This is a genomic window from Arthrobacter sp. Leaf141, assembly GCF_001424565.1.
Classification (GTDB): domain Bacteria; phylum Actinomycetota; class Actinomycetes; order Actinomycetales; family Micrococcaceae; genus Arthrobacter.
The window spans coordinates 45,580-58,955 of record NZ_LMOL01000022.1 but is presented as its reverse complement, the minus strand read 5'-3'; the positions used below and the strand labels follow the sequence as shown (position 1 = coordinate 58,955).

14 protein-coding genes and 1 tRNA gene are annotated in these 13,376 nt (G+C 69.4%); 9 read left to right on the top strand and 6 right to left on the bottom strand.

Annotation, left to right across the window (positions count from 1 at the left end; all coding sequences use genetic code 11):
• Positions 1-57 precede the first annotated feature (57 nt).
• Positions 58-804, bottom strand: a complete 747-nt coding sequence (locus tag ASF72_RS14980) for a phosphoglyceromutase (protein WP_050686160.1) — start codon at positions 802-804, stop codon at positions 58-60.
• A gap of 85 nt (positions 805-889) precedes the next feature.
• Here ASF72_RS14980 and ASF72_RS14975 point away from each other — a divergent pair, with 85 nt between their 5' ends.
• Positions 890-1,762: a class I SAM-dependent methyltransferase gene (locus tag ASF72_RS14975; protein WP_197273578.1), complete on the top strand. Its 873-nt coding sequence runs from the start codon at positions 890-892 to the stop codon at positions 1,760-1,762.
• Here the strand turns inward: ASF72_RS14975 and ASF72_RS14970 are convergent.
• Positions 1,747-2,100 carry a DUF2516 family protein gene (locus ASF72_RS14970; RefSeq protein ID WP_050686158.1) on the bottom strand — a complete coding sequence of 118 codons (354 nt, stop codon included), beginning with the start codon at positions 2,098-2,100 and terminating at the stop codon, positions 1,747-1,749. The two genes, ASF72_RS14975 and ASF72_RS14970, sit on opposite strands and share 16 nt — an antisense overlap.
• Before the next feature lie 9 nt (positions 2,101-2,109).
• Positions 2,110-3,300: a trans-sulfuration enzyme family protein gene (locus ASF72_RS14965; protein ID WP_056600229.1), complete on the bottom strand. Its 1,191-nt coding sequence runs from the start codon at positions 3,298-3,300 to the stop codon at positions 2,110-2,112.
• Positions 3,301-3,425: 125 nt separating this feature from the next.
• Between ASF72_RS14965 and tmk the strand changes: the two genes are divergently transcribed.
• The 4 genes from tmk to ASF72_RS14945 all read left to right on the top strand — a co-directional run bounded on the left by tmk (position 3,426) and on the right by ASF72_RS14945 (position 7,104).
• Positions 3,426-4,223, top strand: a complete 798-nt coding sequence (gene tmk, locus ASF72_RS14960) for a dTMP kinase (protein ID WP_082484314.1) — start codon at positions 3,426-3,428, stop codon at positions 4,221-4,223.
• The gene (locus tag ASF72_RS14955) at positions 4,220-5,362 is read left to right on the top strand and encodes a DNA polymerase III subunit delta' (protein ID WP_056600228.1); all 1,143 of its coding nucleotides are present in this window, start codon (positions 4,220-4,222) and stop codon (positions 5,360-5,362) included. Before tmk ends, ASF72_RS14955 begins: the two co-directional genes overlap by 4 nt.
• A gap of 18 nt (positions 5,363-5,380) precedes the next feature.
• A complete protein-coding gene (locus ASF72_RS14950) occupies positions 5,381-6,943 on the top strand; it encodes an alpha/beta hydrolase (protein ID WP_056600225.1) in 1,563 nt (520 codons plus the stop codon).
• An 88-nt stretch (positions 6,944-7,031) separates the two neighbouring features.
• A tRNA-Thr gene (locus ASF72_RS14945) sits at positions 7,032-7,104 on the top strand.
• A 56-nt stretch (positions 7,105-7,160) separates the two neighbouring features.
• On the opposite strand, the gene ASF72_RS14940 is transcribed toward ASF72_RS14945, so the two are convergent.
• A complete protein-coding gene (locus ASF72_RS14940; protein ID WP_056600222.1) occupies positions 7,161-7,634 on the bottom strand; it encodes a GatB/YqeY domain-containing protein in 474 nt (157 codons plus the stop codon).
• 167 nt (positions 7,635-7,801) lie between these two features.
• Between ASF72_RS14940 and ASF72_RS14935 the strand changes: the two genes are divergently transcribed.
• Positions 7,802-8,278: a DoxX family protein gene (locus ASF72_RS14935; protein ID WP_200933664.1), complete on the top strand. Its 477-nt coding sequence runs from the start codon at positions 7,802-7,804 to the stop codon at positions 8,276-8,278.
• 12 nt (positions 8,279-8,290) lie between these two features.
• Here ASF72_RS14935 and ASF72_RS14930 read toward each other — a convergent pair whose 3' ends face one another.
• Together ASF72_RS14930 and ASF72_RS14925 are read right to left on the bottom strand one after the other, a co-directional pair.
• Entirely contained in the window at positions 8,291-8,995 is a 705-nt protein-coding gene (locus ASF72_RS14930; protein ID WP_056600218.1) for an ABC transporter ATP-binding protein, read from the bottom strand.
• Between the two features lie 70 nt (positions 8,996-9,065).
• Complete coding sequence (locus tag ASF72_RS14925; protein WP_056600259.1) at positions 9,066-10,178, bottom strand: ABC transporter permease; 1,113 nt, start codon at positions 10,176-10,178, stop codon at positions 9,066-9,068.
• Positions 10,179-10,343: 165 nt separating this feature from the next.
• Between ASF72_RS14925 and ASF72_RS14920 the strand changes: the two genes are divergently transcribed.
• From ASF72_RS14920 to ASF72_RS14910, 3 genes are read left to right on the top strand one after another with little or no spacing between them, the layout of a single operon-like run.
• Positions 10,344-11,672, top strand: coding sequence for a sensor histidine kinase (locus ASF72_RS14920; protein ID WP_082484312.1), 1,329 nt, complete (start codon positions 10,344-10,346; stop codon positions 11,670-11,672).
• Positions 11,669-12,328 carry a response regulator transcription factor gene (locus ASF72_RS14915; RefSeq protein WP_056600215.1) on the top strand — a complete coding sequence of 220 codons (660 nt, stop codon included), beginning with the start codon at positions 11,669-11,671 and terminating at the stop codon, positions 12,326-12,328. Before ASF72_RS14920 ends, ASF72_RS14915 begins: the two co-directional genes overlap by 4 nt.
• A 28-nt stretch (positions 12,329-12,356) precedes the next feature.
• Complete coding sequence (locus ASF72_RS14910; RefSeq protein ID WP_056600212.1) at positions 12,357-13,346, top strand: hypothetical protein; 990 nt, start codon at positions 12,357-12,359, stop codon at positions 13,344-13,346.
• The last annotated feature ends 30 nt before the right edge of the window (positions 13,347-13,376 follow it).

Genomic DNA, 13,376 nt, shown 5'->3' with positions numbered 1-13,376 from the left:
GGGCCGGTGACCTTGGATTTCCAAGGTCACCGGCCCGCCGTCGTACGTCCTGAAGTCCTACTTTTTGCCCTGGTTCGCCACGGCCTGGATGGCTGCCGCCGCGGCGTCCGGGTCCAGGTAGGTACCGCCGGCCTTGACGGGCTTGAAGTCCTCGTCGAGGTCGTATACCAGCGGGATGCCGGTGGGGATGTTCAGGCCGGCGATGGCGTCGTCGCTGATGCCGTCCAGGTGCTTGACCAGGGCCCGCAGCGAGTTGCCGTGCGCGGTGACCAGGACCGTTTTACCGGCCTTGAGGTCTTCCTTGATGTCCGACTCCCAGTAGGGCAGCAGCCGGACCAGGACGTCCTTGAGGCATTCGGTGCGGGGCACGGCGTCGCCGATGTCCGCGTAACGGGGATCGCCCACCTGGGAGAACTCGGAGTCGTCGGCCAGGGGCGGCGGCGGGGTGTCGTAGGACCGGCGCCATTCCATAAACTGCTCCTCGCCGTATTCGGCGAGGGTCTGGGCCTTGTCCTTGCCCTGCAGCGCGCCGTAGTGGCGCTCGTTGAGGCGCCAGTCGCGCTTGACGTCGATCCAGCCACGGTCGGCCTTTTCCAGTGCCAGGTTGGCGGTGTTGATGGCCCGCTTCAGCCGGGAGGTGTAAAGGACGTCCGGCAGGACGTTGTGCTCCACCAGCAGCTCGCCGCCGCGGACCGCCTCCTTGAGGCCCTGCTCGTTCAGGTCGACATCCACCCAGCCGGTGAACAGGTTCTTGGCGTTCCATTCGCTGTGGCCGTGGCGCAGCAGAATCAGCTTGTAAGTCATGATTTTTATCCTAACCGAGCGGGGTTGCCGCCCGCCCTGCGTTACACGGCACCCTGCGTAACCCGCCCCGGGATAAAGTGGGGCCGTGGTGCAAAAGGCTGAACGGGTGGTTGCCCCGCAGATTTCCGGCAGGGGTGTCCCCCGCCGGCAGGGCGGTCCGGTGGGAAACGTCACCCGCGGCACCACCAACCCCAACCGGATGCGCCGGGTGGACCGCTGGCTCACCGGGCCGCAGGCGTGGCGCCTCCGGTCCGCGGCTGAGCCCCTGGTGGTTGACCTGGGCTACGGCGCAACGCCGGCCACCGCCGTCGAACTCTATGAGCGGCTGGCGGTCGCCAGGCCTGACGTGCGGGTCTGCGGCATCGAGATTGAGCCCGATCGGGTCCGGGCGGCGCTCCCCCTGCAGCGGCCGGGGCTGAGCTTCCACGTGGGCGGTTTTGAACTGCCTGTCCCCGGCCGGCCGGTCCTGGTCCGTGCGTTCAACGTGCTGCGCCAGTATGAGGAAGCGGACGTGGCCGGGCTGTGGCGGCTGGTGCAGGACCGGCTCGCGCCGGAGGGGCTGTTCATCGACGGGACCTGCGATGAGATCGGCCGCCGGGCGTCCTGGATTGCCCTGGACGCCCGGGAGCCGGTGTCGCTGAGCTTCTCCGTCCGGTTCGGCAGCTTCGCGATGCCTTCGGACGTGGCGGAGCGGCTGCCCAAGGCGCTGATCCACCGCAACGTGCCCGGCGAGCCGGTCCACGCTCTGTTGCAGGCCATGGACCGGGCCTGGCTGGAGAGCGCTGCGCTGGCGTCATTTGGCAACCGGCAACGCTGGCTGGGCATGTGCCGGCGGCTCCGCGCCGGCGGCTGGCCGGTCCAGGACGGGCCGGCGCGGTGGCGGCTGGGTGAGCTGACGGTCGGTTGGGCGGCGGTGGCGCCGCTACCCGTCCAACCGGCGGGTCACCAGGGGCCGTAGGGGCCCATGTTGCGGCTGCCGCCGCGGCCTGCGTCCTTGACGGCGGGCCGGACGTCGGCGAGGTACACGGACGCTGCCACCACTGCCGCAAGGCCGAAGAGGCCTAGGGTGCCGAAGATCCCACCGCCGCTGCCGAACAGGGAGATCACTCCCACCAGGGCTGCGCCTCCGGTGAGGGCGAGCCAGAAGGGCTTGGTCCGCTTTCCGGTGGCCTCGAAGGCGTTCGCGCGGTGCCGGGCGCAGTCCACCACGGCCCACAGCTCGAGTCCCAGCGCCACCAGCGCCAGGATAAAGAACACTGCCCGTTCTACGGGCACAATAATCAGTTCACCGTCCACGGACCCAGCCTAGCGTCCCAACCGGTCCAGCGCCTGCTGCAAATCGGCCCAGAGGTCTGCGGCGTTCTCCACACCGACGCTGAGCCGGACCAGGTTCTCCGGAACACTGGCCGGCTCCGCGGCGTGCCGGCGGCGCCGCTCGATCAGGGATTCCACCCCGCCCAGCGAGGTTGCGGGCAGCCACAGCTCCAGCCCCCTGACCAGCGCATCGGCGGCTTCGGCGCCCGTGAGCCCTGCCACGGGGGCCACCTGGATGCAGACAATGGACCCGAAACCGTTCATCTGGCTCCTGGCCCGTTCGTGGCCCGGATCCGTGGCCAGGCCTGGGAACCGGACGGATTCGATCCGCGGGTGGGCGCTGAGCTGCTCCGCGAGGATCTGGGCGGACGCCTGGGACCGCTCCACCCGGAGCGCCAGGGTGCGCAGGCCACGCAGGGCAAGCCAGGCTTCGAACGGCCCGGCGATGCCGCCGTGGATGATCCGGTGGTGGAGCAACGCGGCCCGGATTTCGGGGTTGGCGGTCACCAGGGCGCCGAGGACAACGTCCGAATGGCCGGCCAGGTATTTGGTCACCGAGTGGAGGACGACGTCGGAACCCAGTTTCAGGGGCTGCTGCCCCAAGGGCGTGGAAAAGGTGTTGTCCGTCACCACCATGGCACCGGCCCGGTGGGCGGCTTCGGCCAGGACGGAGACTTCGGCGATGCCGAGCATCGGGTTGGTGGGGCTCTCCAGCCACAGCATGCTGGCCTGGCGGCCATCCGGACCGGCCGGGGCCAGGGCTTCGATCACGGCCGCAGTATCCGCGATGTCCACGGTGCGGAGCTCGATGAAGCCCTTCTGCGCCAGTTCGGCTGCCATCACCAGGGTGCCGGAGTAGCTGTGGGTGGGCATCACCAGTACTCCTCCTGCGGGGATCAGCGACAACGCGGAGCTGACGGCTGCCAGGCCGGACGCGTAGAGCAGCCCGGGCAGGTCCGAGCCTTCGAGCTGGCCCAGTGCCTCCTCGAAGGGGTCCCAGGTGGGGTTCGAGTACCGGCCGTAGCCGCGGTCGCCGTCGGCCAGCGGGCCCGTACCGAAATAGGTGGAGGAGAGGACCAGGGGCGGGTTGACGGGCTGGTCGCGCTCCCGCGGCGGGCGTCCGGCAGCCACCACCAAGGTGTCCGGGGACAGGGCGGCTGCCTGCTGTTCAGAAAGGCTCATGCGAAAAAGCGTACTGTCCGGCAGGGAGCGGGCGGAAAGCAGGGCCGCCCGCCGGGCGCCGGGCGGTTATCCCCAGCGCGGCGCCCCAATCGGGGATTGCGGGCCGGGATCGGTAGGCTGGTGCGGTGAGCACACTAACGGCCGGCCTATTCATCGCGTTTGAAGGCGGCGATGGTGCCGGCAAGTCCACGCAGGCAGCCCGGCTGGCTGAATCACTGGAATCCCGCGGGCTGACAGTGCTGCGCACCCGCGAGCCCGGCGGGACTCCCATTGGCGAAAAGCTCCGCTCGCTGGTCCTGGACCATGGCCACGGCCACATCGACGCCCACACCGAGGCGCTCATCTTCGCGGCATCCCGCGCGGCACACGCCGGCCAGGTGATCAGGCCGGCACTGGAGCGCGGCACGGTTGTCCTGACCGACCGGTATATCGACTCCTCCGTGGCGTACCAGGGTGCCGGCCGGAACCTGGGCCAGGACGCCGTCCGGACCCTGAACGAGTGGGCCACCTCGGGCCTGCAACCGGACCTGACCGTCCTGCTGGATGTTGACCCGGCCATGGGCCGCCGCCGCCGCACAGCCGGCGAAGCTGCCGAGGACCGGCTCGAATCCGAGGCGGATGAGTTCCACTCCCGGATCCGCGACGCATTCCTTGCCCTGGCCGGCGCCCGGCCCGGAACCTACCTGGTGCTCCCGGCGCACCTGTCCGTGGCGGACCTCGCCGCGCGGATCCTGGAGCGGGTGGAGGCGCTGCTGGCCGGCGGCGCAGCAACCCCTGCCGGCCTCCCCGCGCCTTCCCAGCCGGCCGCTTCCCCTCCCGCCGCTTCCCCTCCCGCCGCTTCCCTTCCCGAGGTTTCCCACCCGGCCGCTTCCCTTCCAGCTGCTTCCCTTCCGGCCGACGTCGGCCCAGGTGATCTGCCGTGACCGTCTGGGATGACCTGCAGGGCCAGCCCGCCGTCGTCGAACAACTGCGCCAGGCGGCCAGCGGCGACAGCCTGACCCACGCCTGGCTTTTTACGGGACCGCCCGGCTCCGGCCGCTCCAACGCGGCGCGGGCGTTTGCGGCGGCCCTGAACTGCGACCAGGAGGATGTGGCGCTCCGGGGCTGCGGGCACTGCCCCGCCTGCCGCACCATCCTGGGCGAGACCCACTCCGACGTCACCTTCGTCCGGACGGAAAAGGTGACCATCACCATCGACGAGGCCAGGGACCTGGTGGCCACCGCCGGTAACCGTCCCTCGTCCGGGCGGTGGCGGATCATCGTGGTGGAGGACGCCGACCGGATGGCCGAGCGCACCACCAACGTGCTGCTCAAGGCCATCGAGGAACCAACGCCGCGGACCGTATGGATGCTGTGTGCCCCCTCCCCCGCCGATGTGCTGGTGACCATCCGGTCCCGGTGCCGCAGCGTCGCCCTGAGGCTTCCGCCGGCTGCAGACGTTGCTGCGCTGCTGGTCAAACGCGACGGGGTGGAGCCCGGACTCGCGGAACGGGCCGCCCGCGCCGCGCAAAGCCATGTGGGCATCGCGCGCCGGCTGGCCCGCGACCCGGCCGCCCGGGAACGCCGGCTGGAGACGGTGCGTTTCCCGTTGGGACTCCGCGGTGTTACCGCGGCGGTGATGATGGCGGATAAACTGGTGAAGATCGCCACCGCGGAAGCGAACAGTTCCAACGAGGAGCGCGACGCCGCGGAGAAGATTGCGTTGCTGGCCACGCTCGGTGCCCCCGAGTCAGGGACGTTGCCGCCGGCCATGCGGAGCCAGGTCAAACAGCTCGAAGACGATCAGAAACGGCGGGCCAAGCGGTCCATCACAGACTCCCTGGACCGGACCCTGACTGACCTGCTGTCGTTTTACCGCGATGTGCTGATTATCCAGCTGGGGAACGCTGTGGAGCTGGTGAACATTGAACTGCGCAGTGAGCTCGAAGAGTTCGCCCGGCGGTCAGCTCCCGAAGCCACCCTGGCCCGGATGGATGCCATCAATAAAGCCCGCGAACGCATCACCACCACCAACGTTGCACCGCTGTTGGCCATAGAGTCCATGGCAGCCAGCCTGATCTGAGACCTCCAAGGAGACCCGATGACTGCCCGCCACCTGCCCGCACGCGCCCGACCCCTTGCCGTGGCGTTCCGTGCCGCCGGCGCCCTGGCCCTCTCGCTGGTACTGGCCTCCTGCACGCTGGTTAATGGCAGCGGGAACCAGGAAGCCGCCACAGCCAAGGCCGATCCCTCCATCGTCGCCTCGGCGCCGGAAGGCCTGGCGGACTTCTACGCCCAGGAAGTGGTCTGGGAGCCCTGCGAGCAGGAATTCCAGTGCGCCAGGGTCACTGTTCCCGAGGACTACGCGGATCCGGACGGTGAAACCATCCAGATTGCGGCGCTGCGGGCACCTGCCACGGGCACCAAAACCGGCAGCCTCCTGGTCAACCCCGGCGGACCCGGCGCCTCCGGGTACGACTTCGTCAAGGACGCGGCCGGGACCCAGTTCCCCACCACCGTCCGGGACGCTTTCGACCTGGTGGGCTTCGACCCGCGCGGCGTCAAACGCTCAGCGCCAGTCACCTGCCTGAACGATGCCGAGCGGGACGAGGCACGGGCCAAAATCTACGACCTGGAGACCGACGCCGGCCTGGCCGCCGCACTGGCCGACAACAAGGCCATCGCCGCCCGGTGCGCGGAGCAGACCGGCCCCGTGATGGCGCACCTTGACACCGTCAGTTCCGCCAAGGACATGGACATCCTCCGCGCCGTGGTGAATGACGCGAAGCTCAACTACGTTGGCTACTCCTACGGAACGTTCCTGGGCTCCACCTACGCCTCGCTGTTCCCGGACAACGTGGGCCGGATGGTGCTCGATGGAGCCCTGGATCCGTCCATCAGCAACGAGGAGCTGACCAGCGGCCAGGCGAAGGCCTTTGAAAAGGCCATCCGCGCCTACGTTGCCAGCTGCCTCCGCCAGGACGGCTGTCCGCTGAGCGGCGACGTTGATTCCGGGGTCCAGCAGATCCGGGACCTCATTGCCGCCGTGCAGCAGACCCCGCGGACGGCAAAGGACGGCCGGCTGGTTAACGCCAACATGTTTGTGAGCGGCCTGATTACCCCGCTGTACAACGACCAAAGCTGGCCGGCCCTCACGCAGGCCCTGGAAGCGGCCACGTCGGGCGATGTAAGCCTGGTGCTGCGGCTGGCCGACCTCGGCGCGGACCGCACTGCCAACGGCACCTATTCGTCCAACTCCACGTTTGCCTTCAACGCCATCAACTGCCTGGACTACCCCATGGTCACCGATCCCGCCGCCATGCGGGCCGAGCAGCAGCGCCTGATGCAGGAGTCCCCCACTTTCGGCTACTTCTTCGCTTACGGCGGCACCAACTGCACGGACTGGCCATACGGCAACATCCGCACCCCGGCGCTGGTGGAGTACACCGGCGGGTCCCCGATTGTGGTCATCGGCACCACGGGAGACCCCGCGACGCCGGTGGAATGGGCCGGGTCCCTCCGCAGGCAGCTGGGCAACGCCGCGCTGATGACCTGGGAAGGCGAAGGGCACACCGCCTACGGCCGGTCGAACAGCTGCCTGGAGGACGCCGTGGACCGTTACCTGCTGAGCGGCCAGGTGCCGGCCGACAACACCGTATGTTGAGGCGCCGGCCATTTTGACCCGGGCGCCGGGACTCCATTACAGTTGACTCTTGCATGAAGCGCCCGGTTCGCCGGAAAGTTCGTGCGGTGCTTCCTTAGCTCAGTCGGTAGAGCGTTTCACTCGTAATGAAAAGGTCATCAGTTCGATTCTGATAGGAAGCTCGGGAAAAACCCCGTATCGTCGCGGAAATCTGCGACTGTACGGGGTTTTTTGCTGGTTAACGCTGCACTTGGGCCAACCGTGCGCGCACGATCTCGCTGACTGCCTTGCCGTCGAACCGGCCCGCAATGCGGGGCGTGACTGATTTCATCACCGTTCCCATGGACCGGACCGTCAACTCGTGGCCGTCGGCCTTAAGCCCGGCGACTACCTCGTCCACGATGGCTTCGGCATCTTCGCGCGTCAGCGCCTGGGGCAGGTACGCCTCGATGATGTCCGCCTCTGAGATTTCCGCTGCGGCGCGCCCGTCCTCGCCGGCCGCGGCGTAGATGGCTGCGGTGTCCCGGCGCTTGGCAGCTTCCTTCTGCAGCAGGGCCGTGACCTGCAGGTCGTCGAGCTCAACGGGGGTCTTGCCGGATTTTTCCCGCGTCTCAATCTCGCCCAGCACGTTGCGGACGGTGGTCAGCGCCGTCTTGTTCCCATTCTTCATATGGGTGACAACATCGGCTTTCAGGGTGTCCTTCAGGGACATGTCGATTCCTCGTTCCTCGCTCGGGCCACGCGCTGCGGGGCTGCCCGCACCGTGACGGCGGCGCACCCTTTGTGGCGCGTCCCCGCACCCATTGGATCATCCCCGGTGGGCACCGCGCCCCATCCTCCGTTGCAGGAACCGGGAGCTCCTGATGTTACCGTTCAGTAATGTCATCTCTGCGAACTGCACTGGCCGGGCTCCTCACGCGACCGGCCGGGAAAATCTCCGCCCCGCGACTTATCGGCGCCGTGGCCCTGGGCGGTGCGCTGGTCTTTGCCGGCATCAGCCACCTTACGTTTGCGCGGCAGGAATTCCAGGCGCAGGTTCCGCCGTGGTTCCCCGCGGACAAGGACTTTGTGGTGCTGGCATCCGGCGTTGTGGAGGTAAGCCTGGGGGCGGCGTTGATCGTCCTGCGGCGGCGCCGGGTTCCGGTGGGGCTGGTGGCCGCCGCCTTCTTTATAGCCATTTTTCCCGGCAACATCTCCCAGTACGCGACCGGCACTGACGGGTTCGGACTGGATTCGGACCGGAGCCGCCTGATCCGGCTGTTTTTCCAGCCGGCGCTGGTGGTGTGGGCGCTCTGGTCCACCGGTGCCTGGCGGGAGCTGCAGACGGCGCTGGCGGAAGCCAAGCTCCGGCGCTGACCGCCCGGGACATCAGCCGGTGCGTACGGCAAGCCCCAGCCGGCCATCGCGCATGGTGGCCACGTCATCGGTCAGCGGCACAAACTCGGTGTCGTGCGTAACCATCACGGTTGCCACCTGGAACTCGTCGGTGATGCGACGCAGCAGTTGCACGATTTCCCGGCTTCTGTCGTGGTCCAGGGCTGCCGTGGGTTCATCCACCAGCAGGATCCTGGGTTTCCCCATCAACGCGCGCGCAATATTGACGCGCTGGCGCTGCCCGCCTGACAGCTGGTGCGGACGCTTGCCGGCGCAGTCCGCCAGGCCCACCAGTGACAGCAGCTCCTTAGCCTTGGCGCCCGCATCCCGGAGCGGTGCACCCCGCAGGTGGGCGCCGATAATAAGCTGTTCGACGGCGGTCAGGGACGCCAGAAGGTTCGGCTGTTGGAAGATGATCCCGATGGTTTCCCGCCGCAGGGCACTGAGCTCCCGCTGCCCCAGTCCGCCGGCGTCGGTGCCGGCTATCAGCACCAGCCCGGACGTGGGCCGGACCAGGGTCGCGGCAACGGCGAGCAGGCTGGACTTTCCGGATCCGGACGGACCCACCAGGGACATCATCCGGCCGGCCTGCACGGTGAGGTGGACGCCGTCGAGGGCCGTGACGATGCCTTCCCCATCCGGATACTCAAGGGTGGCGTTGACGAGGGACAGCGGCGCGGAATCGGAGTTGGCTGACATGGGTTAAATCCTTCTGATGGCTGGAGATGGCGTGCAGGCTGAGTTGGCTGCGGCATTATGGCGGGGCAGGTCAGTTGCCACCGAGGGCAAGCAATGGGTCAACCCCGGCGACGCGGCGTACCGCCAGCGCTGCGCCGGCCAGGCCCAGGCACACAATGCCGAGCACGGGTACCAGGGTGGTGACGGGTGAGACCAGGAACGGCGCCGCCTGGCCGGCGAGCAGGCCGCCAACAACGCCGGCACCACCACCAACGGCCGCGCCGGCCACCAGGACCAGCGCCGCCTGCGCCATGGCGTCCCGCAGGATGTAGCCGCTGCCGGCACCCAAGGCCTTCAGCACCGCGATGTCCCGGGTCCGCTGGATGGTCCACACGGTCAGGAACGCCACAATGACCAGCGCGGAGATGCCGTACAGGAACCCCTGCATCAACATCAGCGATCCGTTCTCGCTCCGGAACGAACCCAAAGCCTGGAACGAGCCTGTGCGGGTGGCACTGACGGTGCCGGCAGCTGCGTTGGCCGCCGCTTCGTCCGCGCCGGCCGGCCCGAGCGTGACGGCGGCCACGGTGCCGGCCTGGGCAGGCCCGGATACATGGGCCAGCGAAGCCCAGACGGGCAGGTCCACCCACACGACGCTGGTATGGGAGTACCACTGGTCGGCCACAACGGCGGCGACGGACAGTTCCATGCCGCCGACGGTGACCGGGTCGCCGACGGACAGCGACAGGTCGTCCGCGACCCCCGAGCCGAGCACAGCGGTACCTGCCGTGACCGGGCCAGGCGCCAGGCCGCCGTCGGGCGCTACCCCGAAGACTGCGACGTTCGCGGTGGCCGTGACCGCCCCGTCCGGGCCGGTGGCCTGCACGCGGGACTGGCTGATCCCCACCGCTTGGGCGGCCTCGACGCCTGGCTGGTCCCGCCAGAGTGCCACCTGGTCCGCAGTGACGGCGCTGTCGGTAAAGGATGCCTTGGCGCCTGCACCGGCCGGCCCGCCGAACACTATCCTGTCCACGGTCCCGGTGCCGCCGCTGCCCAGCCGGGCGATCGCGGACGTGGACTGGTCGGCCAGGCCTGCTGTCAAGCCGGAGAGCAGGACCAGGAGCAAGGTGATCAAAGCGACCACGCTGCCCATCAGGGCAAACCTGCCCTTGGCAAAACGGATGTCGCGGATGGCGAGGAACACGTTGGACTTCTTCCGGTAGGGCGGGGTGGCTTTCCCTTTCAACTCTCCGCCGGTTCACGCCGCGTGCCATCGTGCAGGCGGTTGATCCCTGCGGCCCATGGTGTGGAGACCGGACTCAACCGATCGGTTGATCCGCTGGTTGCCGCCGGCGCATAGGCTGGACAGATGCCAGCCACCGAACCAGCCAGCCCGCCTGCGGCGCCTGGTTCCGCCGCCCCTGCCGCGCCGCCGGCAGGTCATGAGGGCGGATCTTCGGCAGCCATCCTCCGCGTCCTGCGGATCACCCTGCATGTGGGCTTTGCGGTCCTGCTGGCCGTGGCAGCGGCAAGGCTGTTGCTGGCCGGCGATCCCCACCCGCTGCGGCCGGCCCTGATGGGCGGCGCCGCACTCCTGGCGGCCGCCTACCTGGCGGGCACCATCCTTGAAAAGCGGTTCTCGGCCAGCGGCCAGGGCTTCGATCCGCGCCGTTACGGCCTGCCGTGGCTGGCGACGGTCACGGTGCTGTGGGCCGTGCTCCTGGCCGGCAGCGCGGACTTTTCCTGGCTGGCGTTCCCGCTGTTTTTCCTGCACCTGCACCTGCTGCCCCGGCGGGCTGCACTGGTGGGCATCGCCGTGATGACGGCCGCGGTCATCGGCGCCCAGTGGGCTGCCGGCGGGCTTCCCGTTCCACATGCGGCGGTGGTGCTGGGGCCCGCGCTGGGCGCGGCGTTTTCGGTGGTAACGGGGCTGGCGTACCGGGCCCTCTACCTGGAGGCGGAAAGCCAGCGCCGGGCCGCCGACGAACTCCGCAGGACCCGGGCGGAACTCTCAGCTGCCCAGCACAACACCGGTGTCCTGGCCGAGCGCACCCGGCTGGCCCGCGAAATCCACGACACCCTGGCCCAGGGGCTTTCCAGCATTGTGCTGATGGCCCGGGCCGCGGAGAAGTCTTTGCAGGACGGCGACACCACCACCGCCCGCGACCGCCTCCGGGTGGTTCAGGATACCGCCGCCGGCAACCTGGCCGAGGCCCGCAGCTTTGTCCGCGGCCTCTCCGCCCCGCAGCTGCGGGACGCCTCCCTGGTGGACAGCCTGCGCCGGCTCTGCGCGGCCACGGAAGCCGCAGTTGCGGCCCGCGGGAAGGTGCTCCGCTGCCGCTTCGAACTGGACGGTGTCCCCGTTGAACTGCCACCGCCGCACGCCGTGGCACTGCTCCGGGCGGTCCAGGCCAGCCTGGCCAACGTCACTGCCCACGCGCAGGCCTCCGCAGCCGTGGTGACGCTGGCATTCCTGGGCAACGAGGTCACGTTGGATGTTTACGACGACGGCATCGGCTTTGACCCGGCAGCACAGGTCGCGGAGGTGCGCCCCGAAGCGGACGGGCGGGGCTTTGGCCTGGGTTCCCTGGCCGCGCGGGTGGCGGCGCTGCACGGCACCCTGGAGCTGCAGTCGGCGCCCGGGGAGGGCACCGTGGTGGCCATCCGGCTGCCGTTGCCCGGACCGGGCACCCCATGACCGCCATCCGGGTGCTGCTGGTGGACGACCACCCCGTGGTGCGGGCCGGCCTGCGCGCCATGCTCACCGATTTTGCGGGCATCCTGGTGGCGGCCGAAGCCGCGGACGGGCAGGCCGCCGTCGACGAACTGCAGCGCCGGCAGGTCCTGGGCGATCCAGTGGACCTGGTCCTGATGGACCTGCAGATGGGCGCCGGGATGGACGGTGTGACCGCCACCCGGCTGATCCGGCTGCTGGACCCGGCTCCGCCCGTCCTTATCCTCACCACATACGACACCGACGCCGACATCCTTGCCGCCGTCGAAGCGGGCGCCAGCGGCTACATGCTCAAGGACGCGCCACCGGAGCAGATCCAGCAGGCGGTGCTTGCCGCCGCTGCAGGCCAAAGCGCCCTGGCACCCAAAGTGGCCGCGCTGCTGATGGACCGGATCACCAACCCCGGCATGGCCCTCACCCGGCGTGAGGTGGAGCTGCTTGAACTGCTCGCCACCGGGCTGTCCAACCGGGCCATGGCGCAGCGGGTGTTCATCTCAGAGGCCACGGTCAAGACCCATCTGGTCCACATTTACGGAAAGCTGGGCGTGGACAACCGCACGGCCGCCATTGCCGAGGCGACCCGCCGCCGCATTATCCGGTCCCCCGGCCAGCAGGCCTGACTCCGCGCGCATGCCTAAGATGGCGTGCATGGACGACGACCAGCTGGCCGGCATCGCAGACACGCTGTACAGCACATCCCTGGACGACTTCGTGGCCGTCCGGGCGGCCGCAGCCAAGGCGGCGGCCGCCGGAGACAAAGCCCTCGGGGCCGCGGTCCTGAAGCTGCCCAAACCATCGGTGGCGGCCTGGGCCGTGAACATGCTGGCCCGCGACAAGCCGGACGTCCTGGCGGGCCTCGCGGACCTGGGCCACCGGATGCAGGCCGCGCAGGCGAACCTCGACGCGGCGGCCCTCCGCGGGCTTGCCCGGGAGCGCCGCACCCTCCTGGCAGCCGCGGTCGACACCGCCCGGACAGTGTCCACTGATCACGGCAGGACCATCAGCGGCGCCATGGCCACGGACGTCGAAGAGACGCTGCGGGCCCTGACGGCCGATCCCGGGGCCGCCGGCGCCGTACGCAGCGGCCTGCTCCTCAAGGCCCTCGCGGCAGATGGCGTGAACGCCGTGGACCTTGACGGCGCCACTGCAGTCCCGGGAGCAACAGCACCCGCGGGCGTTTCCTCCGCGTCGCGGGCAGAACCCGCCAGCGACGAACCCGCGGACACCGAACCACTGCAGAAGCGCCCGACGCCGGAACCCGCCAAAGCCCCGGCCCGCACCAAGCCGCGGCTCGAGGCGGTCCGGCAAACCCCCCGGGCGGCCTCCGCACCAGCGCTGGACCGGGCGAAGGAATCACTCGCCGGGGCCCGCGCCGAGGAAGCCAGGACCGCGCAACTCGCGGCGGACCTGCTGGAACAGTCGGAACGCTCGCGTGCCACTGTCGCTGACCTGGAAACGGAAACCGGGCAGCTCCGCAGCCGGCTCAAGGCAGCCGAGGAGCAGCTCGCTGCGGAGCGGAAGGCCCTGGCCGCGGGCGCAGCGGAGGCCAAGCAGGCCGCCCGGGCAGCGGCGAAAGCTGAGCGGACGGCCATGCTGGCGCAGGAACGGGTGCTCCGCCTGGGCAACACGCGGGACTGATCCCGGGGAATGTCGTACCCCGGTTGCAGA